Source organism: Arthrobacter sp. ISL-95 (genome assembly GCF_018613695.1).
In the GTDB taxonomy this organism is placed as follows: Bacteria; Actinomycetota; Actinomycetes; order Actinomycetales; family Micrococcaceae; genus Arthrobacter.
Genome location: NZ_JAGGPR010000002.1, coordinates 146,898 through 168,122 on the forward strand (window position 1 = coordinate 146,898; position 21,225 = coordinate 168,122).

The 21,225-nt window shown below is 61.7% G+C and carries 22 protein-coding genes; 14 read left to right on the forward strand and 8 right to left on the reverse strand.

Annotated features, from left to right (window positions below; translation table 11 throughout):
• Nucleotides 1-5: 5 nt before the first annotated feature.
• The 5 genes from J7I86_RS01795 (at nucleotide 6) to J7I86_RS01815 (ending at nucleotide 4,899) form a co-directional block, all read left to right on the forward strand.
• The gene (locus tag J7I86_RS01795; protein WP_214815069.1) at nucleotides 6-1,025 is read left to right on the forward strand and encodes a branched-chain amino acid ABC transporter permease; all 1,020 of its coding nucleotides are present in this window, start codon (nucleotides 6-8) and stop codon (nucleotides 1,023-1,025) included.
• On the forward strand, nucleotides 1,022-2,224 hold the full coding sequence (locus J7I86_RS01800; protein WP_214815070.1) for a branched-chain amino acid ABC transporter permease: 1,203 nt from the start codon (nucleotides 1,022-1,024) through the stop codon (nucleotides 2,222-2,224). The genes J7I86_RS01795 and J7I86_RS01800 overlap by 4 nt, the downstream gene beginning before the upstream one ends.
• Entirely contained in the window at nucleotides 2,217-3,104 is an 888-nt protein-coding gene (locus J7I86_RS01805; RefSeq protein WP_214815071.1) for an ABC transporter ATP-binding protein, read from the forward strand. Before J7I86_RS01800 ends, J7I86_RS01805 begins: the two co-directional genes overlap by 8 nt.
• Nucleotides 3,097-3,804, forward strand: a complete 708-nt coding sequence (locus J7I86_RS01810; protein WP_396019852.1) for an ABC transporter ATP-binding protein — start codon at nucleotides 3,097-3,099, stop codon at nucleotides 3,802-3,804. The genes J7I86_RS01805 and J7I86_RS01810 overlap by 8 nt, the downstream gene beginning before the upstream one ends.
• A 183-nt stretch (nucleotides 3,805-3,987) precedes the next feature.
• Nucleotides 3,988-4,899, forward strand: a complete 912-nt coding sequence (locus tag J7I86_RS01815; protein WP_214815073.1) for a Bax inhibitor-1/YccA family protein — start codon at nucleotides 3,988-3,990, stop codon at nucleotides 4,897-4,899.
• A gap of 135 nt (nucleotides 4,900-5,034) precedes the next feature.
• On the opposite strand, the gene J7I86_RS01820 is transcribed toward J7I86_RS01815, so the two are convergent.
• The 3 genes from J7I86_RS01820 to galT all read right to left on the reverse strand — a co-directional run bounded on the left by J7I86_RS01820 (nucleotide 5,035) and on the right by galT (nucleotide 8,643).
• The gene (locus tag J7I86_RS01820) at nucleotides 5,035-6,273 is read right to left on the reverse strand and encodes an acetyl-CoA C-acetyltransferase (RefSeq protein WP_214815074.1); all 1,239 of its coding nucleotides are present in this window, start codon (nucleotides 6,271-6,273) and stop codon (nucleotides 5,035-5,037) included.
• A gap of 64 nt (nucleotides 6,274-6,337) precedes the next feature.
• Nucleotides 6,338-7,498 carry a galactokinase gene (gene galK, locus J7I86_RS01825; RefSeq protein ID WP_214815075.1) on the reverse strand — a complete coding sequence of 387 codons (1,161 nt, stop codon included), beginning with the start codon at nucleotides 7,496-7,498 and terminating at the stop codon, nucleotides 6,338-6,340.
• Nucleotides 7,495-8,643 carry a galactose-1-phosphate uridylyltransferase gene (galT, locus tag J7I86_RS01830; protein WP_214815076.1) on the reverse strand — a complete coding sequence of 383 codons (1,149 nt, stop codon included), beginning with the start codon at nucleotides 8,641-8,643 and terminating at the stop codon, nucleotides 7,495-7,497. The genes galK and galT overlap by 4 nt, the downstream gene beginning before the upstream one ends.
• A gap of 97 nt (nucleotides 8,644-8,740) precedes the next feature.
• Here galT and J7I86_RS01835 point away from each other — a divergent pair, with 97 nt between their 5' ends.
• The 4 genes from J7I86_RS01835 to J7I86_RS01850 all read left to right on the forward strand — a co-directional run bounded on the left by J7I86_RS01835 (nucleotide 8,741) and on the right by J7I86_RS01850 (nucleotide 12,929).
• Nucleotides 8,741-9,691 carry an aldose 1-epimerase family protein gene (locus J7I86_RS01835; protein ID WP_286179173.1) on the forward strand — a complete coding sequence of 317 codons (951 nt, stop codon included), beginning with the start codon at nucleotides 8,741-8,743 and terminating at the stop codon, nucleotides 9,689-9,691.
• A 73-nt stretch (nucleotides 9,692-9,764) separates the two neighbouring features.
• Nucleotides 9,765-11,045: an AI-2E family transporter gene (locus tag J7I86_RS01840; RefSeq protein ID WP_214815078.1), complete on the forward strand. Its 1,281-nt coding sequence runs from the start codon at nucleotides 9,765-9,767 to the stop codon at nucleotides 11,043-11,045.
• 3 nt (nucleotides 11,046-11,048) lie between these two features.
• Entirely contained in the window at nucleotides 11,049-12,287 is a 1,239-nt protein-coding gene (gene ilvA, locus J7I86_RS01845; RefSeq protein ID WP_211713122.1) for a threonine ammonia-lyase, read from the forward strand.
• Between the two features lie 15 nt (nucleotides 12,288-12,302).
• Entirely contained in the window at nucleotides 12,303-12,929 is a 627-nt protein-coding gene (locus J7I86_RS01850) for a rhomboid family intramembrane serine protease (RefSeq protein ID WP_214815079.1), read from the forward strand.
• A 123-nt stretch (nucleotides 12,930-13,052) separates the two neighbouring features.
• Here J7I86_RS01850 and greA read toward each other — a convergent pair whose 3' ends face one another.
• Together greA and J7I86_RS01860 are read right to left on the reverse strand one after the other, a co-directional pair.
• Nucleotides 13,053-13,547, reverse strand: coding sequence for a transcription elongation factor GreA (gene greA / locus J7I86_RS01855; protein WP_026542824.1), 495 nt, complete (start codon nucleotides 13,545-13,547; stop codon nucleotides 13,053-13,055).
• 154 nt (nucleotides 13,548-13,701) lie between these two features.
• A complete protein-coding gene (locus tag J7I86_RS01860) occupies nucleotides 13,702-14,160 on the reverse strand; it encodes a DUF4307 domain-containing protein (RefSeq protein ID WP_214815080.1) in 459 nt (152 codons plus the stop codon).
• 74 nt (nucleotides 14,161-14,234) lie between these two features.
• On the opposite strand from J7I86_RS01860, the gene mca reads away from it, so the two are divergent.
• The gene (gene mca, locus J7I86_RS01865) at nucleotides 14,235-15,140 is read left to right on the forward strand and encodes a mycothiol conjugate amidase Mca (protein WP_214815081.1); all 906 of its coding nucleotides are present in this window, start codon (nucleotides 14,235-14,237) and stop codon (nucleotides 15,138-15,140) included.
• 106 nt (nucleotides 15,141-15,246) lie between these two features.
• Complete coding sequence (locus tag J7I86_RS01870) at nucleotides 15,247-15,573, forward strand: hypothetical protein (protein WP_214815082.1); 327 nt, start codon at nucleotides 15,247-15,249, stop codon at nucleotides 15,571-15,573.
• A gap of 81 nt (nucleotides 15,574-15,654) precedes the next feature.
• Here J7I86_RS01870 and J7I86_RS01875 read toward each other — a convergent pair whose 3' ends face one another.
• A complete protein-coding gene (locus tag J7I86_RS01875; protein WP_214815083.1) occupies nucleotides 15,655-16,296 on the reverse strand; it encodes a hemolysin III family protein in 642 nt (213 codons plus the stop codon).
• Between the two features lie 107 nt (nucleotides 16,297-16,403).
• On the opposite strand from J7I86_RS01875, the gene J7I86_RS01880 reads away from it, so the two are divergent.
• The gene (locus J7I86_RS01880; protein ID WP_214815084.1) at nucleotides 16,404-17,210 is read left to right on the forward strand and encodes an isoprenyl transferase; all 807 of its coding nucleotides are present in this window, start codon (nucleotides 16,404-16,406) and stop codon (nucleotides 17,208-17,210) included.
• 238 nt (nucleotides 17,211-17,448) lie between these two features.
• Nucleotides 17,449-18,843 (forward strand): PhoH family protein, encoded by a 1,395-nt coding sequence (locus J7I86_RS01885; protein ID WP_214815085.1) that lies wholly within the window; start codon nucleotides 17,449-17,451, stop codon nucleotides 18,841-18,843.
• A 103-nt stretch (nucleotides 18,844-18,946) separates the two neighbouring features.
• Here J7I86_RS01885 and J7I86_RS01890 read toward each other — a convergent pair whose 3' ends face one another.
• A complete protein-coding gene (locus J7I86_RS01890) occupies nucleotides 18,947-19,612 on the reverse strand; it encodes a GNAT family N-acetyltransferase (protein ID WP_214815086.1) in 666 nt (221 codons plus the stop codon).
• 151 nt (nucleotides 19,613-19,763) lie between these two features.
• Entirely contained in the window at nucleotides 19,764-20,525 is a 762-nt protein-coding gene (locus J7I86_RS01895; protein ID WP_214815087.1) for a hypothetical protein, read from the reverse strand.
• Nucleotides 20,526-20,586: 61 nt separating this feature from the next.
• Here J7I86_RS01895 and J7I86_RS01900 point away from each other — a divergent pair, with 61 nt between their 5' ends.
• Nucleotides 20,587-21,138 carry an A24 family peptidase gene (locus J7I86_RS01900; protein ID WP_214815088.1) on the forward strand — a complete coding sequence of 184 codons (552 nt, stop codon included), beginning with the start codon at nucleotides 20,587-20,589 and terminating at the stop codon, nucleotides 21,136-21,138.
• Nucleotides 21,139-21,225 lie beyond the last annotated feature (87 nt).

The following is a 21,225-nucleotide window of genomic DNA, read 5'->3' on the forward strand; positions in this document are numbered from 1 at the left end:
TGTCCATGATCACTGCAGTTATCCCTAGTTTGATCAGCACCGTCAGGACAGACGACACGTGGATTACATTCGACGTGAACTCACTGGCCGAGAACTTTTGGAATTCCACTTTTGACGGATTGACCTTCGGGGCAATCTACGCCTTGGTTGCCCTTGGTTACACGCTTGTATACGGCGTATTGAACCTCATTAACTTTGCCCACTCCGAAGTATTTATTGTTGGTTGCTACGGAGTTTTCTTTACCCTCAGTGCCCTCAATTTTGGCCCATCAGCTCCGAGGCTCGCCTTCTGGGCCATAGTGGGAAACCTAGTGCTCGCACTGGTCGTGGCCATTGTGGCCTCAGCCCTTATGGCGGTCATTGTGGAACGGGTGGCCTATAAACCTCTGCGGAAGCGCAAGGCTCCCCGCCTTGCATTCCTGATTACTGCAATCGGTGTTTCATTTGCCATCCAGTACACCATCTACTGGTGGCGTGGACCGAGCCCGGAAGCTGCCCTGACAATGTTCCGGCCGACACCCATTTTCGATGTTTTCGGAACAATCATCGATTCCCAGCAGCTGGTGATCATCGTCGCCGCTGTCATCCTGATGATCGCCACGGACCAGTTCATCCGCCGGTCCCGTACCGGCCGCGGTATCCGTGCCGTGGCACAGGATCCGGATACGGCAACGTTGATGGGCGTCAACAAAGAGAAGATCATCATCACCACCTTCATCATCGGCGGAATCCTCGCCGGCGCCGCCGCGCTGTTCTATGTGATGAAGATTCCTTCGGGCGTGCAATACAGCGGAGGTTTCATCCTGGGCGTCAAGGCATTTGCGGCCGCAGTGCTCGGCGGCATCGGCAACGTCCGGGGTGCCCTGCTGGGCGGCCTCCTCATCGGTTTGATTGGCAACTACGGCCAGGTGCTTTTGGGAAGCTCGCAATGGACGGACGTCGTTGCCTTCCTGGTCCTGGTATTGGTATTGATTGTGCGACCCGAAGGCATTTTGGGTAGCTCGCTAGGAAAGAGCAAAGCATGAGCACCACGGAAGGCCCCACACTCATTCCGGACGATGCCGCGGCCCAGGCCATGGCGGATCGGGAGGCCAAAGGAAAACCCCGCAAGGGATGGTTCCCGGGATTAGGGGAGAAATGGAATGCCCTGCCGCGCCAGACGCAGTGGTTGTTCCTGATCATCGTCGTGGTCATCGCCTACCTCCTGCCCATCCTGAACCCTCCTTTCATCACCACTGAACCGGGCAATAACTGGCAGATCGCACTCGCGCAGATGTCGGTATATGCACTGGTGGCAGTTGGTCTGAATGTGGTGGTGGGCTATGCAGGCCTCCTGGACCTGGGGTATGTAGCCTTTTTTGCCGTTGGTTCCTACACCGCGGCAATGTTTACCAGTCCGGATTCACCGTATCTGCACATTCCGTACCTTTGGACGCTACCGCTGGCCATGGCTATCACCATGTTCTTCGGCGTGCTCCTGGGCGTGCCGACGCTCCGGCTTCGCGGCGACTACCTGGCTATTGTCACCCTCGGATTCGGCGAGATCGTCCGGATCCTGGCCACCATCATCCCTGCCATGAAAGGGCAGGTGGGCTTTCAGAATGTCGGACACCCACCGGGAACGGACGCAGAGGGCCAGCCCATATTCCTTAACTCCAACGGAACCCCGTGGTACTGGTTGACCTTGACCATCATCATCGTGGTCCTCCTCGCTGCAGGTAACTTGGAACGCAGCCGCGTCGGGCGGGCATGGATTGCCATCCGTGAAGATGAGGATGCGGCCGAGATCATGGGCGTGCCCACGTTTAAGTACAAGGTCTGGGCCTTCGCGATCGGTGCTTCTGTCGGAGGATTGTCAGGAGCGCTGTTCGCAGGTCAAGTGGGATTTGTGAACAACCAGAAGTTCGACATCGCAACCTCCATTCTCTTCCTTGCCGCAGTGGTCATGGGCGGTACCGGTAACAAGGTGGGGGCCGTCCTTGGCGGATCACTTGTGGCTTACATCCCGCTCAGGTTCACTGCCATCGCCGAGTTCAAGTACCTGATCTTTGGCGCGGCCCTGGTGCTCATCATGATCTTCCGGCCCGGCGGCATCCTGCCAGCGCGCCAGAGCCTCCTGGCCTACGGCCGCACTGCCTACAACAAGCTCAGGGAAGCTACAGGAAAGAAACCAGCTCCGGGCCAACTTGCTCCCAACACAGGAAAGGGGGCCGGAGATGAGTGAGGCCATCGAACCGGAGATCGATATCGATGCGCTCAAGGAACAGGGTGTGGACCTCGACGTCGCCGAAAAGGTAGCTCCCGAGCGGGAGATCTCGGTGGAAGTGGGAGATGCCCTGGTCCAAGTACAGAACCTGACCATCAAATTCGGTGGCCTGACGGCACTGGACAACGTCTCCTTCGATATCAACCGCGGAGAGATACTCGGCCTGATCGGACCTAACGGTGCCGGTAAGACCACGTGCTTCAACGCAATGACCGGCGTTTACAAACCAACGTCCGGAAAAGTACTTCTTGAGGGAAAGCCCCTTAACGGCCTCGCGCAGCACAAGATCACCCGAAGGGGATTGGCTCGTACCTTCCAGAACATTCGCCTTTTTGGTGAGATGACGGCGCTGGAGAATGTTGTGGTGGGACTTGATGCCCGCCACAAGACCAGCGTTGGCGGTGCGTTGTTCCGCCTGCCGACACACACCCGGGAAGAGAAGACAGCGGTTGAGCGCGGAATGGCTTTGCTGGAATTTGTGGGCATCGCCGATCATGCACATTTCCTTTCCCGTCACCTGCCGTACGGTTACCAGCGTCGTCTGGAAATCGCCCGGGCACTGGCCACAGATCCCAAGGTTCTTTGCCTGGATGAGCCCGCTGCGGGCTTCAACCCGGCTGAAAAAGAGGAACTGATGGCGTTGATCCGCACCATCCGGAACGACGGCTATACCGTGCTTCTGATTGAGCACGACATGAAACTGGTCATGGGAGTTACCGATCGGATCGTGGTTCTGGAATTCGGGAAGAAGATCGCGGATGCGGTGCCCAAAGTGATCCGGGATGACCCGAAAGTTATTTCCGCCTATCTTGGGGAGCCTGAAGATGACGTTGCTTGAGTTGAAGAATGTTTCCGTGCACTATGGGCGGATCCGGGCCATCCATGACATGTCGTTCAAAGTTGAAGAGGGAGAGATTGTTTCCCTCATCGGGGCCAATGGCGCGGGCAAGACCACCACTATGAAGACCGTCTCCGGCCTGCTGAACGCTTCCTCGGGGACGATCACTTTTGCCGGAGAAGACATCACCAAAATGCGGGCCCACATTCGCGTGGTCCAAGGTATTTCCCAAGCCCCTGAGGGCCGCGGCATCTTTCCGGGCATGACAGTCCTGGAGAATCTGGACATGGGTTCCTACGGGCGGAAGGACAGGTCCGGGGTCACCAAGGACCTGGACAGAGTGTTCGACCTGTTCCCGCGCCTCAAGGAGCGCACCAAGCAGTTCGGGGGCACCATGAGTGGTGGCGAGCAGCAGATGCTCGCCATCGGCCGTGCCCTCATGTCCAATCCGAAGTTGCTGCTGCTTGATGAGCCATCCATGGGGCTCGCCCCACAGTTCATCCGCCAGATCTTCAAGATCATCACGGAAATCAACAATCAGGGCACCACAGTGCTTCTTGTCGAGCAGAACGCCAATCAGGCCTTGGCGCGAGCACACCGTGGCTTCGTTCTGGAGACGGGATCCATCACCCACAGCGGCACGGGTAAGGAGTTGTTGGCGAATCCTGCCATCAAGGAGGCATACCTCGGCGTTGGCTAGGCCCAAGGCGGTACCCGTGGTCTGACCAGTTCAGTCCAGCGGGTACCGCCTTTCCGCCCGGTGGACCTTCTTGTTGTCACGGTTGGGTTTCGTCTCGGTGAACAGGGGAACTTTCCATGCCGCGCGCGCGTGGTAATTGGTACCGTGAGTTATCACTAGCCCTTTTTCAGGAGGACACCCGCAATGGCACTTGGCGGAAACCCAGTCTTCAACGGAAAGAATTTCCGTGGAGCAAAGCAGGCCCCGCCTGTACCGCAGAACCCGTATGGCCAGCAGTTCAACCAGGTACCCGGCCGTGCGCCGAGCCCGGTCATGGATGGTCATGCAGCATGGTCAGCCCAGCAGCAGAACATGACCAACGAGCAACTGCAGCAGATGTACAACCAGCCCGCTGCAGGCCCGGCCGACACCGGCCGCATGACGTACGACGACGTCATCATGAAGACCGTCGCCTGCCTCGTGGTTCTCATCATCGGCGCCGGCGTCACCCTGTTCGTTGCCCCTGGCCTGTCCAATCTGTTGATGATTGTCGGTGCCCTGGGCGGATTCGTCCTGGCGCTGGTCAACACCTTCAAGAAGCAGCCTTCACCGGCCCTGATCCTTGCCTACGCCGGCCTTGAGGGCCTGTTCCTCGGTGGCCTCACCCGCATCCTTGATGGCATGTACCCCGGCGTCGGCCTCCAGGCTGTCATCGGTACGCTGGCAGTCTTCGGGGTCACCCTGGTGCTCTTCAAGAGCGGCAAGGTCCGCGCCACCCCCAAGATGATGCGCTTCTTCTTGATTGCCACCATCGGTTACGCGGTCTTCGCTCTGATCAACATGGTGATGATGTGGACCGGTGCCGTGCAGGAGCCCTTCGGCCTCCGCACCAGCGTTGAAATCTTTGGCATCCCGCTGGGTGTCTTCATCGGCATCCTGGCCATCGGCCTGGCAGCGTTCTCGCTAATCATGGACTTCACCAGCATCGAACAAGGCGTCCGCGCCGGCGCCCCGGAGCGTTACTCCTGGGTTGCCGCATTTGGCCTGACGGTCACCCTGGTGTGGCTCTACGTCGAAATCATCCGCCTTTTGGCAATCCTGCGAGGCGACGACTAACTCTTACGGAGAAGTCGACGCGCAATGCCCCCCGGAGATTCTTCGGGGGGCATTTTTGCGTCTCTGAGGGGTGAGATCCCGGCAGTAAGGGAGAGTTATAGGAGTGAAAGCTAACCCCTCGCGGCAAGAAACCTGCTAGCTCAAGCGCTCCAAGACCACTGCCATTCCTTGGCCTCCGCCGACACACAGTGTGGCCAGCCCCAGGGTTCCGTCGCGTTCCTTGAGGCCGTTGAGGAGCGTGCTGGTCATCCGGGCCCCGGTCATGCCGAAGGGGTGGCCCAGGGCAATGGCACCACCATGGACGTTGAGCTTTGCGGGGTCGATCCCCAATTCGCGGGCGCTCGCCACCACCTGGACGGCGAAAGCTTCATTGAGCTCCACCAGGTCAATGTCGTCCATGGTCAACCCGGCCAGTGCTAAGGCCCGTCGCGTGGATTCTACGGGCCCCATGCCCATGAGCTCAGGGGAGAGGGCGCTGACGCCCGTTGAAACCACCCGCGCCAGCGGTTGCAGACCCAGTTCCCGGGCACGTGAATCACTCATGACAACCACTGCGGCGGCGCCGTCGTTAAGGGGGCATGCGTTGCCGGCCGTGACGGTTCCGTCCGGACGGAAGACGGGCTGCAGGGCGGATACTGCTTCGAGCCTCACGCCTGCGCGGGGTGAGTCATCCTTGTCCACCACAGTGCCGTCCTTGCGTGTGTACGGCGTGATGTCGCGGGCATAGAACCCTGAAGCTATGGCGGCCTCGGTGCGATTCTGGCTCAGGACAGCCCATTCGTCCTGCTCTGCCCGGCTGATTCCATAGCTGGTGGCAACATTCTCGGCAGTCTGGCCCATCGAGATATAGATGTCGGGAAGCCGGCCGCCAAGCCGCGGGTCGGTCCAGGGGATGTTGGACGCCGCGCGAGCTGCCGTGCGTTGGGCTGCTGCCTCGAACAGCGGGTTGTGGTTCGAAGAATCCGTTTCGCCCGCCCCTGCCCAGTTCTGGTACCTGGATACACTCTCCACTCCCGCGGAGACCATCGCGTGGGCTTCCCCTGATGTGATGGCATGGAAAGCCATCCGCAGGGTTTGCAGGCTTGATGCACAGAACCGGTTGATGGTGGCTGCGGGCACGCGGTCCAGCCCGGCAAGGACGGCCACCACGCGCGCCATATTGGATCCGGCCTCGCCACTGGGTTCTGCGCAGCCCAACAGGATGTCGTCCAGCCCTTGCCCATCCTCCGCTCCGGGATCGAAGCCCGGAACTTTTGCGAGGGCGGCCTGCACCATGGCCGTAGCCAGGTCATCCGGACGTTCGTCCTTGAGGGAACCCTTGAAGGCCCGGCCAATAGGGCTTCTGGCAGTAGCAACGATGACAGCCTCAGTCATGGCCCCATGGTACGCCCGGCATCCATAAGGACGCCGGGCGCTCGCACAAGAAGACGAAAACGCGTCAGGCCAGGCGGAGGGCTCCTGCGGCCGGGGTGACGGTGAAGATGTCCGGCGCGGTGAAGCCCGCCTGCGCGAAGGAACGTACGACGGCGGCGCGCACCTGCTGTTCCTGACCCACCGGTGTCAGTGCGATGGCTGAGCCGCCAAAGCCGCCGCCGGTCATGCGTGCACCAATGGCGCCGCTGGCCCGGGAGGTGTCCACAGCAAGGTCGAGTTCCGGGCAGGAGATCTCAAAGTCGTCGCGCATGGAAACATGGCTGGCATCCAGCAAGGCACCAATTGCGGCCGGGCCCTGGGAGGCCAGAGTTTCCACCGTCTGGAGGACCCGATCGTTCTCCGTGACCACGTGACGGACCCGCCGGAGGGTGGTTTCGTCCAGCAGTCCTGACGCTTCCTCCAGACGTTCCACGCCGACGTCGCGCAGTGCCTTGACGCCAAGGATCTCGGCACCCAACTCGCAGGACGCGCGGCGGGAGGCGTAACCGCCGTCGGCGTGTGAATGCGACACCTTGGTGTCGATGACCAACAGGACCAGGCCTGACGCTTCTGCGTCGAACGGGACCAGCTCCACATGTTGGTCGCGGCAGTCCAGGAACACGGCGTGCCCCTTGGCGCCGCGCAAGGATGCCGACTGGTCCATGATGCCCGTGGGTGCGCCTACGAACACGTTCTCCGCGCGCTGGGTTGCGAGCACCAGATCCTCGGCAGCCAGCCCGGCGCCGGTCAACTCGTTGAGGGCTGAGATGACGGCGCACTCGATGGCGTGTGACGAGGACAGGCCCGCTCCAGAGGGGACATCGGAATCAAGCAGGAGATCAAAGCCCGGCACCGTGATGCCACGTTCCTCGAGCGCCCAGGCGACGCCGAGGGGGTAGCGGGACCATCCCTCACCGGATCCGGGGTCCGAGTCCGCGAGGTCAGCTTCCACTATGCCGTGGCCCCCGAAAGTGGACAGCATGCGCACCTTTGAGTCGTCGCGGACGCGCAAGGCAACCTTTGCTGTTTTGTCGATAGCGAAGGGCAGCACAAAGCCCTCGTTGTAATCAGTGTGTTCGCCGATCAAGTTGACGCGTCCCGGTGCCTGCCATACGCCGTCGGCAGCTGCGCCGAACGTTTCGTGGAAGTGGGCGGCGAGGACGCCTGTCTCGGTGGTGGTGCTCATGCTCGTGTGCCTTCCAGGGTCTTGTTCGAAGGTGCAAGGACGACGCTGCGCAGCCGCTCTGCCACCGCTTCGGGCGTGGTGTCGTTGATGAACGCCCCCATGGCGGCCTCGGAGCCGGCCAGATACTTGAGCTTATCCGCAGCGCGGCGAGGTGACGTCAGCTGCAGGTGGAGCTGGCCCGCGGGGCGAAGGGCAGGGTCCAACGGGGCCTGGTGCCAGGCCGAGATGTATGGCATGGGGGTGGGGTAGAGGGCGTCCAGCCGCTTCAGCAGGTCAAGGTAGACATACGAGAGCTCGTCGCGTTCTTCGCCCGTCAGTGCCGCAAGATCGGGGACACCACGGTGGGGCACCAGATGGACTTCCAAGGGCCAACGCGCGGCGAAGGGAACGTAGGCGCTGAAGTGCTTTGCCTCCAGGACCATGCGGCTGCCGTCCTCCCGTTCAGCCTTGAGGAGCGAGGCACCGAGCGTTTCCTTGGCGTCGACGTCGTCGTAGTACTTCCGGGCTACCGCGCCCAACTGGGCGGCGCGGGGAGTCACGTAGGGGTACGCGTAAATTTGGCCGTGCGGATGGTGCAGGGTGACTCCAATGTCCGCACCGCGGTTCTCGAACGGGAATACCTGCCTGATGCCGGGCAGCGCGCTCAGTGTTTCAGTCCTTTGAGCCCACGCTTCGATGACCGTACGCGCACGCGTTTCGCCCAGTTCGGCGAAAGAGCCGGTGTGCTGCGGCGTGAAGGCAACAACCTCGCAGCGGCCATATGCCGCGCCCTTGAGGTTGTGGCCGGAGTGCCCCGGGGCAGGAAGTGGAGGGATATCGCCCACAGCCGGACCCAATGACGGGAATCGGTTCTCGAAGACCACCACGTCATAATCCGCTGCCGGGATTTCCGAAGGGTTCGCTGCTGTGGTTGGGCAGATGGGGCACTGATCAGCGGGGGGAAGGTGCGTACGCGTTTGGCGATGGGCGGCAACCGCTACCCAGTCACCGGACAGGGCGTCATAGCGCACCTCTCCCGGCTCACCACGGGCAGGAAGCTCGCGGTGGTCCTTCAAGGAATCCGGTGTCCGTTCAGGCGTTCCGGGGTCGTCAAAGTAGATCAGCTCGCGGCTGTCCGCGAGGCGGGTGCTGGTAATGCGGCTCATAAATACATCATCTCATAAGTGACCAAAAACGCATAGTTTCAAACAAAAGCTAACATCCGGCCCAAGATGGTGCGGGCAGATGAAGTACGGTATTGCCATGTCTGCCTCTCCGTCGCCTGCCGATACCTCCCACCAGTCCGAGTCTCGCCGTTTCGCCACGGGGCGACAGTTTGAACTTCGGAGAGACGACGCGCTCGCAGTCATCACCGAGCTTGCGGCCGGCCTGCGGCTTTACTCCCGGGGAGGGGTCCAGCTGACTGAAAGCTACGACGACGATCAGATTCCGCCCGGTGCTACCGGCATTACCTTGGCGCCGTGGGCCAACCGGGTAGAGGATGGCGTCTGGTACTTGGAGGGCAAAAAACAGCAACTCGACATCACCGAGGCTTCACGCAACAACGCCAGCCATGGTCTGTTGCGCAACACCGGGTACGCGCTGGTGGACGAATCCGAATTCTCCGTGACGCTCGAAGCCACAGTCTTCCCGCAGCACGGCTACCCGTTCCTTGTGCGGCATCGTGTGCGCTACGAACTGGACCAGAACCTTGATCTCCGGGTCTCGCAGACGTTGATCAACGATTCCCAGAGCAATGCCCCCTTCGTCCTGGGCGCACATCCGTACCTGCGCATCGGAGACGTGCCTCCCGAGGACTTGGTCCTGACCGTCCCGGCTGCAACCCGGTTGGTGGCAGACGAGCGCCTGATTCCGCGCAGCGCCTCCCCAGTGGACGGCGAGTTCGACTTCTCCGGTGGTGCCGGAGTGGGCAGCTTGCTGGTGGATGTCGCCTTGACTGACCTGACGTTCGACGGCGGAATGGCGCGCCACACCCTGTCCGCACCGGATGGCCGCAGCGTGAGCCTTGAGCAGGATGAGAGCTGCAAGTACGTCCACGTTTTCGTTACCGACACCTTCCCCGGCCGTTCCAAGGCTGTGGCCCTTGAACCAATGACGGGCCCGGCCAACGCTTTCAACAGCGGTGATGTTCTCCGCTGGTTGGCGCCCGGCGAGGCGTTCACCATGGGCTGGGGGATCGCGGCATCGCTTTAGCTCGTTCGCCTGGAAATGACTCGGAAGTGAGAGCCGGTTTCCCATACGGCGCGGCCTACGGAATTATGGGTTCATGACGCCAACACCGGACGCCAAAACACGTTCTGAACGCCAAATTGCCGAAGACATCCCTTATGGGGTGCGCATTGCCGCAGCCTGGTCCTGGCGGGCAGGCTTGATCCTGCTCATGATCGGCGCCCTCGTCTGGCTGTTGGGCAAGGTCAGCTTCCTCATTATCCCGGTGATGGTTGCTGCGTTGTTGGCTGGCCTGCTGCACCCGGTAGTGGCGTGGCTGCGCAATCGCAAGGTTCCCAACGGGGGAGCAGTCGCCATCACAGTGCTGGCCTTCATTGGCGTGATCGGTGGTGCCCTCGCACTGGTGGGCAGGCAACTGGTGACGGGCTTCGGTGCCCTGTGGCAGGAGGCTCTGGCAGGCATCCAGCAGATCCAGACCTGGTTGGCTGATGGCCCGTTGCACCTGACCGCGGACCAGATTGACCAGTACATTTCCGATGGCGCGGATGCGCTCCAGAACAACAGCAGCAGCATTCTCAGCGGCGCATTGTCCTTCGGCAGCACCGCCGGCCACTTTGCCGCCGGTCTTGTCCTGGCACTGTTCATCCTCATCTTCTTCCTCCTGGAGGGCCCTCGGATCTGGGCCTTCATGGTCCGTCTGCTGCCCAAGAGCGCACGGAGGGCCACTGATGGCGCCGGGCGTCGGGGCTGGACATCCATGGTCAGCTATGTGCGGATTCAGATGTTCGTTGCGTTTGTGGACGCCGTGGGCATCGGCGTCGGAGCGGCCATCATCCAGGTTCCTTTGGCTCTTCCCTTGGCTGTCCTGGTATTCATCGGATCGTTCATTCCGGTGGTGGGTGCTTTGGTTACCGGTGCCATCGCTGTGCTGCTCGCCCTGGTGGCCAACGGGCCCATCAACGCGCTGATCATGCTGGCAATCGTCCTGGTGGTGCAGCAGCTTGAAAGCCACATCCTCCAGCCCCTGGTGATGGGCAAAGCCGTGGCACTGCATCCGGTGGCCGTGATCCTCTCAGTTGCCGCGGGTTCCTACCTCGCCGGCATACCAGGAGCCCTGTTCGCGGTCCCGCTGCTCGCCGTAGTAAACACGGCAGTTCGCTACATTGCGGGCCGGACGTGGGAACATGATGAAGGATTGGGCGGTGTGGAACTCCAGCCGGCTGCCGCTTCGGCGGGGAAGGTCGGCGACGCGAACTTCAAGGAGGTCCACCTCCCACGGCCCGAATCCCGCCTCGGCAAAGGCGTTGCCGGCAAGACCAAGGCTTCGGGGAGCACCTCTGTTGAGGAGCCTCAAGCCGACACCAACAAAGGAGAATAGTCAGTGAATACCCTCGAAACCCTGCCCGTCACGCTGGACGATGTCCTCAAGGCGCAGGAGCTGCTCGAGGGCATTATTACCAAGACTCCTGTGGAGTCGTCCCGTGCGCTGGGCAGCCTCGTGGGCGGCAACGTCTTTTTCAAGTGTGAGAACCTGCAGCGTGCAGGATCGTTCAAGGTTCGCGGCGCCTACGTGCGCATGGCCCGGTTGACGGACGATGAAAAGAAGCGCGGCGTAGTGGCAGCCTCAGCCGGTAACCACGCCCAAGGTGTGGCAGTGGCTGCCAAGAGCCTGGGCATTAACGCCCGCATCTACATGCCCCTTGGCGTGGCCCTGCCCAAGCTGGCCGCCACCAGGAGCCACGGCGCTGAAGTCGTCCTGCACGGCCACAACGTGGATGAGGCCCTGGCGGAAGCGCAGCGCTACGCCAACGAGACAGGGGCGGTGTTTGTCCACCCCTTTGACAACGTGGACGTTGTTGCCGGACAGGGCACCATCGGGCTCGAAATCCTGGACCAGATCCCCAACGTGGACACCATCCTCATGGGCGTTGGTGGCGGTGGGCTGCTGGCCGGTGTAGCTGTGGCCATCAAAGCCAGGGCCAAAGAGCTCGGCCGCGAGATCAGGGTCATCGGCGTGCAGGCGGAAAACGCCGCTGCATACCCCCCTTCGCTGGCTGCTGATGCCTTGGTGCCGCTGAAGAAGGTCACCACCATGGCTGACGGCATCGCGGTAGGGCGTCCCGGACAGTTGCCCTTCAGCATCATCCGCGAACTGGTTGACGATGTTGTTACCGTCAGCGAAGACTCGCTCGCACGGGCCCTGATCTTCCTCCTCGAGCGCGCCAAGATGGTAGTTGAGCCGGCCGGTGCGGTGGGAGTAGCCGCGCTCATGGACGGCAAAATCGAAAACCCGGGGAACACCGCCGTCGTGCTGTCCGGCGGCAACATCGATCCCATGCTGATGCTCAAAGTCATCCAGCGCGGTCTTTCTGCTGCCGGCCGCTTCATGACGGTCCGCATGATGCTGGACGACCGGCCGGGTTCGTTGGCCACCATCGCCCGTATCATCGCCGAAAACGATGCCAACGTCACCGGCTTGGACCACACGCGTTTGGGTGGTTCCATCAGCATGGGTGACGTCTCCATCACCATCAACCTGGAAACCAAAGGCCACGAACACGGCGAGCAGGTTCTCGGTGCACTGCGGGCCGAGGGCTTCCAGCCGATCGTGGTGCACTAACGGGAGGGGGCGCCCATGGTGCTTGGAATGCCTGAGGGTTCAAAGGAAGAGGCCAAGGAATCGCTCGCCGGGCGGGCAAAAGGCGGACTGCTCTTCATGGGCGGATTCGTCATCCTGCTCTACGTCATCGAGATCCTCAACACCCTGATGCGTCACGGGCTCAACTCAACCTTTGGCCTGCGCCCCCGCTCCACGGACGGTGTGCTGGACATCCTCACCTTTCCGTTGCTGCATGCAAACCTGAACCACTTGCTGTCCAACACCCTGCCGTTGATCATCTTCGGCTTCCTGGTGTTCCTGGCCGGTCTCCGGGTGTTCATCACGGCGTTGGCCTTCAGCTGGCTCGGATCAGGGCTTACGGTGTGGCTGATCGGCGGGGGAGGAGTAACAGTGGGGGCGTCCGGACTTGTCTTCGGTTTCTTCGCATTCCTGCTGGTGCGGGGATTCTTCAACCGCAACTGGTGGCAGATCCTGCTCTCCGTGGTCTTGTTCATGGCGTACGGCAGCATCCTCTTCGGCGTGCTGCCCACGGTATTGGGCTACATCTCCTGGCAGGCACACCTCGGCGGGGCCGTGGGCGGCGTCATCGCTGCCATCCTGCTGCGTCCCAAGCCCGCCCTGACCCAAGTAAGTCGCAGTTGAGGTCGTTTGGCACGCTCCAAACGTCCTCAACTGCGACCCAGTTGGGTATGAACACGAAAAAACGCCGGCCCGCCCCGCGATGGGGTGGGCCGGCGTCGTGCGTTCAGGCCGGTGAGCCGCTGCTTAGGCGACGTACGGCTTGGCGGAGACGATCTCCACCGGGATTTCCTTGCCGTTGGGGGCGACGTAGCTCAGGCTGTCGCCTTCCTTGTGGCCGATGATTGCGGCACCCAGGGGTGACTTTTCGCTGAAGACGTCGAGATCCGAATCTCCGGCGATTTCGCGGGAGCCCAGCAGGAACGTCTCTTCGTCACCGGCGATGCGTGCTACAACCAGCATGCCGGGCTCAACGATTCCGTCGTCGGCAGGAGCCTCGCCCACCTGCGCATCGCGAAGGAGTGCGGTGAGCTGGCGGATGCGGGCCTCGATCTTGCCCTGCTCTTCCTTAGCGGCGTGGTATCCGCCGTTTTCCTTGAGGTCGCCTTCCTGGCGGGCAGCTTCGATCTTCTGGACGATTTCCGCCCGGCCAGCGCCGGAAAGGTGGTCCAGCTCAGCCTGCAAGCGGTCGAAAGCTTCCTGGGTAAGCCAAGCCGCAGTGGCGCTATTGGTGGTAGACACGGATTTCTCCTCTAGATCTGGCAAATACAAAAGACCCCGCCGAGTTGGCCACTCATAAATCTCAGTAACCAACTTAACGGGGTGAAGGTTTCATCCATTGTAGTAAATCCTCTGGACGAACCCAAACCGGTTGAGTCCTGGCTCACATGAGGTGTTATTTGCCGCTGTCCACGATCCAGCAGTTGTCCACCACACCGGAGACGGCCGGGGACTCGGTCCGCAGGACAGTTCGCTGCACGGTGGTGCTGCCGCCGTCGGGATCGTCCTGGGGATCGTTGGGCCCGATCTCCACTACCTGCCAGCCCACCACCGCGAACTTGGAATCCAGGGCTTTGATGGCACATTTGGCTGTGGCCCCGGGGTACTTTGTGACCTGGTAGTCCACCTCTGCCTGGGTGTCGTCCACGGTGCTGTAACCGATGTCTTTGAAGGTGACAGGGGCCTGGGCCGAGCCCGTAGCCACGTAGGCGGCGAACCCAATCCCGAGCACCAGGGCGGCGATGACGATGTTCCGCTTGGTCTTGCGCGTCATGGCGCGCTTTTGACCGCCGTAGCGATTGGCTAGGCTGGAGCTTGCCGGTACTTGGGTGGCCGATAGGTCCTCTGAAGTCACCCATCCAGTTTAGTGCCGATCCCGGTGCCACATCACCGCCCCAAAAGCTCGATCCATGAAAGAGGAGCCGTCACGTGACAGCGTCCAGCAGTTCCGACCAGCAGCTGCGGCTGCTCGCCGTCCACGCCCACCCGGATGATGAGTCCAGCAAGGGTGCAGCAACCATGGCGATGTACGCCGCTGCCGGAGTGGACGTCATGGTTGCCACCTGCACGGACGGCTCGCGGGGCGACATCCAGAACCCCGCCATGGAAGAGGCCCCCCACCCCAAACGGGACATGGCCGGCGCCCGGCGCCTTGAGATGGCCAACGCGGCCGCTGTTCTGGGAATTCAGCAGCGTTGGCTGGGCTTTGTGGACTCGGGTCTTCCCGAAGGCGACCCCTTGCCGCCGCTGCCCCCGGGTTGCTTCGCCTTGCAGCCCTTGGAACGCGCCACGGCGCCCCTGGTCCGGCTTGTGCGCAGCTTCAAGCCGCACGTCATCCTCAGCTACGACGAAAACGGCGGTTATCCGCACCCGGACCACATCATGGCCCACAAGGTGGCAGTGGAAGCCTTCGAGGCCGCAGGCGATCCTGAGCGCTATCCCGGCATGGGTGAACCGTGGGCGCCCAGCAAGCTCTACTACGACCGCGCCTTCAGTCCCGAACGATTCCGTGCCCTGCATTTTGCTTTGGAAGAGGCCGGGCTGCAGTCCCCTTACGCCGAGCGGCTTGCTGCCTGGCTGGAAGCCGACGCTGAAGGTCACACTGCAACGGAGGCAGGGCACCAGACCACCACGCAGGTCGATTGCGGTGATTTCTTCGAAGCCCGGGATGACGCCTTGCGTGCACACCGGACCCAGATCGATCCCTTGGGCTTCTTCTTCGCCGTATCGCCGGATTTGCAGCGGACCACCTGGCCGTGGGAGGACTACACCCTGATCAAGTCCACGGTCCCTTCCGAGCTGCCGGAAAAGGATCTCTTCGCGGGGATAAGATAGGAAAGCCGGTAGTTTCTATCGCTCGTAGAAATTGCCGTGAGGCCAGCCGGATTACCGGCCACGCGCTGCCAGCCGGCACGCATCCGCTCCCATAGAAGGTTTGAAAGTGCATCACTTGATTCTTGCCCTGACCGTCACTCCGTCGCCCGATCCCACGGGCACGCTGCGGCCCGGCCTGTCCGAAGATCAGGTGACACCGGGTACGTGGGGCTTTGTCCTCACGGCCTTCATCGTGATTTTGACCACGCTTTTGATCGTTGACATGGTTCGCAGGATTCGCCGCGTCCGCTACCGTGCTCAGGTGGAGGAAGCGCGCCTGGCCGCCGAGGCAGGCGACACTGCAGGGGAGGGTGACTCCGCCGATGGAAGCGCCCCGGCCGGCGCCGGCAGCTCCGCTGATGAGACTGACGAAAGCGGTCCCCGAACTCGCTAGTAGTGGGTCTCCCTAGTAGTGGGTCCCGCTCATCGCAGGTCCCGCTGATCCGCACGGATTCGCCGGACGGGAAGCTGCAGCCTAGCTCAGGACCGCCATCATGATGGCGGCGAAGTGCGCTGCGAAGGCCAGCACCGTGAAGGCGTGGAAGAGCTCGTGGAAGCCGAAGTGCTGGACGCTGAAGTTTGGCTTTTTGAGGGCGTAGAACACCGCCCCGGCGATGTACAGCGCGCCGCCCACGCAGATGAGTATTGCTGCCGGGGCGTTGGCGGTGAAGAACTGTGGCAGATAGAACAGCGCTCCGCAGCCCAGGGCAATGTACACCGGCACATAGAGCCAACGGGGTGCGTGTGTCCACAGAATCCGGAAGAGAACGCCAACTATGGCGCCGGACCACACCAGCCATAGCAGGGTCACTGCCTGTGATCGCTCCAGCAGGGACCATGCCAAGGGCGTATAGCTGCCGGCGATCACAAGCATGATGTTGGTATGGTCAAACCGTTTGAGCAGCATCTGGACTTTGGGCGTCCAGTTTCCGCGATGGTAGACAGCGCTCACGCCAAAAAGCAGGAAGCCCGTCAGCGCATAAATCGCTGAGGTGATTTTGCGATCCGGGGTGGGGGCAACACTCACCAGGACAATGCCGGCCGCTAGCGCAAAGGGGGCGGCGACGGCGTGGATCCAGCCACGCCAGAGGGGCTTGGTTTCGAGAAGCTCAGCCATGGGACCAGAATAACTTACGTTCCAGTAAGTTACCCACTGGTAACAAGCAGTGGGAGGAATTTGACCGGCGAGTGCACCGGCCCTGCAGTTCGGGGCGGTAGCCTTGGATGTGCGCCGTCGTCGTACAAGCAAGGAAGTCAGGTGAGAGTCCGGTGGAGCTGCCCGGTTTCCTCTATGGCTTCTATGAGCGCAAATTGCTGCGCTCCCTCAAGCAAGACAGAATCCCCGGCCATATCGGCGTCATGGTGGACGGAAACCGTCGGTGGGCCCGGCAGTTCAATGCCCCCACCAGCCAAGGGCACCAAGCCGGCGCAGACAAGATCCACGAGTTCCTTGGCTGGTGCCAGGAACTCGGCGTCAAAGTCGTGACCCTCTACATGCTCTCCACGGACAATATGAGCCGATCCGGTGAAGAACTGGACCTCCTTATGGGCATCATTGCCAACACCATGGACCGGCTCGACGAAGACGAAGACGTCTCCGTGCACGCCATGGGCGCACCGGAGCTTTTGCCGGACTACCTTGCCGAGCGCCTCAATAAACTCACCGCCCGCACCCCGGTCCACGAAAAGATCCACGTGAACGTGGCTGTCGGCTACGGCGGCCGCCGTGAAATCGTCGACGCCGTACGGGAACTACTTCACGACGCCGACGCCAAAGGGCGCAGCATGTCCGACGTCGCAGATGAACTTTCGGTGGACGACATCTCCCGGTTCCTCTACACCCGCGGCCAACCCGATCCGGACCTGGTTATCCGCACCTCAGGTGAGCAACGGCTCTCAGGTTTCCTTATGTGGCAAAGCGCCTACAGCGAGTTCTACTTCTGCGAAGCCCTGTGGCCTGCCTTCCGCAAGGTCGATTTCCTCCGCGCGCTGAGGGACTACGCCGGGCGCCAGAGGCGATTCGGAACCTAAGTGCGGCCCGGTTCACCAAAACTTAACGATCTGGACATGCGACTTGCCGAGCGCAGATTGCGGAAATGAATGTGCTGAGGATTACGTTAATCCCATCAGCAGGCAAAACCGCCCGCTGATCGGGGAGGCCAGTATATGGAGCGGACTATCGCACCAGTTACACGGGAGGCCACGCCCGGCCTTCCGGCCGAGCCGCTTCACCATTAGGCCGGGCGATCTGCCCGGGGCTGGAGTCGATGTGGCTATTTCTGAGCAACTGCCCGCAATGGTTTCCGACGGGGAAAGTGCAGCTACCTCTCGCGCCAAGCGGGTCTCACAAAAAGCGCGGACTGCACCATCCGCCACAGGCCGCAGCTACGTGATCGATACGTCCGTCCTGCTATCCGATCCACACGCACTGTTGCGCTTCGCCGAACACGAGGTGATCGTCCCCATCGTGGTCATCAGCGAACTGGAGGGAAAACGCCACGACCCCGAGCTGGGTTACTTCGCCCGAAAAGCCCTGAGACTCCTGGACGACCTCAGAATCGAGCACGGCGGGCTGGATCACTCCATCCCCATCGGGAAAGACGGCGGAATGCTCCGGGTGGAAATGAACCACATTTCACCGGAAGTGTTGCCCGCAGGATTCCGTGGAGGCGACAACGACAGCCGCATCCTGGCTGTTGCCAAAAACCTGGCCAACGAGGGCCACAACGTCACCGTCGTCTCCAAAGACCTCCCCATGCGCGTCAAAGCCTCCGCCATGGGCCTCCAAGCTGACGAATACCGCAATGAACTCGTCAAAGACTCCGGATGGACCGGTATGGCCGAAGTGGACGCAACCGAAGAGGAAATCACCACCCTCTACGGCCACGAACCCGCCTTCATCCCCGCCGCCGCAGAACTGCCCGTCAACACGGGACTCGTTCTTCTCTCCAACCGCGGCTCTGCGTTGGGCCGGGTAGGAGCGGACAAACAAGTCCGCCTCGTCAAAGGCGATCGGGACGTGTTCGGACTCCACGGACGCTCAGCAGAACAACGGCTGGCCATCGACCTCCTCATGGACCCGGCCGTAGGGATCGTCTCCATCGGCGGCCGTGCTGGCACGGGCAAGTCTGCACTCGCCCTCTGCGCGGGCCTGGAAGCCGTCCTGGAACGCCGGGAACACCGCAAGGTGGTGGTGTTCCGTCCCCTCTACGCAGTGGGCGGCCAGGAACTCGGATACCTCCCCGGCTCGGAATCGGAAAAGATGAACCCTTGGGCGCAGGCAGTGTTCGACACCCTCGGGGCATTGGTCAGCCAGGAAGTCGTGGAAGAAGTCATGGACCGGGGCATGCTCGAAGTCCTGCCCCTGACCCACATCCGCGGGCGATCGCTCCACGATGCCTTTGTGATCGTGGACGAAGCACAGTCACTTGAGAAAAACGTCCTCCTCACCGTCATGAGCCGCATCGGACAGAACTCCAAAATCGTCCTCACCCACGACGTCGCCCAACGCGACAACCTCCGTGTGGGGCGCCATGACGGCGTCGCTGCAGTAGTGGAGACGCTCAAGGGCCACCCACTGTTCGGGCACATCACGCTGACGCGCTCGGAACGTTCGCCCATTGCTGCCCTGGTGACGGAACTGCTCGAAGGGGCTGAAATCTAACCCCATCGACGCCGTGCTCGCCAAAGGCGAAGGCAGACATCCTCCGCGTGCTAGCTCGTTCCTCGCTTTTGACGCACGCTGCCGGATGCCTGGCCTTCGCCTTTCAGTCACTTGCCGGAAGTTGTCCGATTCCGAGATAGGAGGAAAAGGCTTCGTGGCCTAGGACTTTCAGGGTCCAGTTGGGGCGGGTGTAGGTGGTGGGGGTGAGGCGGACCCTTTGGACTTCCTCTACTTTTTCGCCCCAGCCGTCGCGGAAAGTGCCGTTCAGTTCATAGCCGAGGCTGGTGGAGACTCCCAGTGATTGGTTGTTCCAGACGGCTGCCTCAGACTCGGCTACTTCGGCGCCCAGGTAATCAAACGCGAAGCTCACGACGGCGGAACGCATCTCCTTGCCGAAGCCTTGTCCCTGCGCGGCCTGCTTCAGCCAAGAGCCCGTACTGACGGTTTTGAGGGTGCCGAAGTTCTTGGCGCCGATGTCCTGGACGCCCAGGAGCTCGTCGTCGTTCCAGACTCCGAGGAGGAGTGTCCAGGAGTCCTTGGTGAAGTTTGCCCGGCAGCGCCAGTACCACTGCGCCATGTTCGGTGCGAGTTCGTCGTCCGGAAGTTCCGCCCATGGCATGCTGAACGGGCTCTTGCCTGGTTGGTGGATTCCGGAACGCGCCGCAGCTACGGCTGAAGGGATGTCTTGATCCAGAACGGGACGGAGGGTCAGCCTCGGTGTGTTGAGGGTGAGTCCGAACGGGGGCCACATTTCTGCCAGCGATGTCATCGCCGTAGCTTAGCCCGCAAGGAGGGGGCGTGCGAGTCACATCGCAAGGGTCCCTCGGCGCCGTGCTATCCCGCCACAGTTGCTGAGGGGTTGGATCTCGCGACATTGGCGCCGGGATACTGCAGAGAGTCCGCCCCTCAGCGCAGGGTGTTCAGGCGGCGGGACCAATATCCCATGAGATATGGCGGCGGACGTCCGTGAGATTCATCGACTCCGCGAGAAATAGGTCATCCAGCATGTACTCGTCCACCGCCAGGATCTTGAGCCAGTGGCCTTTGCCGGAGGAGTCGCCGTCCAGGCTTTGGCTGGCTACGCAAACGCCTGTTCCGGCGTCGATCCTGATCAGTGTGCGGCCGGGGTGGGCCAATGGCTCGGAGGGATCCGAGGGGAGGTACGTCCGGCTTGGCCTGACGATTGTTTCCAAGGCCAGGCGGCCCTCATGGTCCACTTCGCGCGGTTGCTCAAGGAACACAGGGTTGGTATCCGGGAATTCCAAGGGAACGGGGGCCTTGCCGGCAAGTTCCACGGGATCGAGTGCGGCGGCCAGGCGACCGTTACCGAAGGAGGGTTCACCGTACGCGGCCTCAGGGCGGCGGCGCACCAGACCGGCGTCGTCGTATACAGGGGTGACCAAGTGGGCCGGAAGCAACCACGAACGGCGGGTGGAACTGACGTAAAGGTCATCCCGGGAATCGTTGATTCCGGTGGTGCTGTGCAGAAGCTGGCCGTCCGGCGTCTCAAGACGGAGTGCACCCGGGCGCCTGAGCCATGCACGGACGATCGCTGCTCCCGATGCGGGCCGTTCAAGGTACTCGAAGCGGAGGCTGGTCCACTTCCACGGCGAAGAACGGCAAAGATTGCGGAATGTGGAGGACAAGTCAAAACCCGGTCCAGCTGCACTGTATCTCCCCATATCCACAGTTTACCCAAGCGTTCAAGCCGGTCCGAAGGCTGAAGCGGGATAGCATCCGAAGGTGATCCGACGACTCTCAGACCTCTGGACCGACAGCCCCTTGGGTTTTTGGCTGGTAATGGCTTCCTGCCTGTACTTCGTGGTCATGGCAGGGCGGTTGACAGTGATGGATGTTCGGAGCCATCTTCTGCCGAACCGCATCGTGTTCCCGTCGTATGCAGTGGTCGGAGTACTTTTGCCGGCTGCGGCGGTCTTGGTTCCATTCGGTGATTCTGCCATGGAGGAAACGGCTGCAGCTGTGCTCTTTGGCGTACCAGGGCTGGCCGTCCCGGCCGGCTCTGCCGTGCTGTGGCTGTTCTATTTTGTGCTGCGCCTCATTCACCCTCCCGGCATGGGCTTCGGGGACGTCAAGCTGGCGGGCGTGTTGGGCCTCTACCTGGGCTATCTGGGGTGGGGCCACGTCTTTGCCGGAACGTTTGCCGCCTTCCTGTTGGGAGGGCTGTGGAGCTTGGGCATACTGATTACCCGGCGTGGAACGCTACGCTCGGCCATCCCGTTCGGCCCTTTCATGCTGGCTGGAGCGGCGGCCGCGATGCTGGTCTTGCCCACGTGAAACTTCCTACCAGTGCCAACTGCGGCCAAGTTGCAACACTGTTCGTATTCTCGGCGTTCACCGGGCTGAGTCATGCTTAGGCCAGCG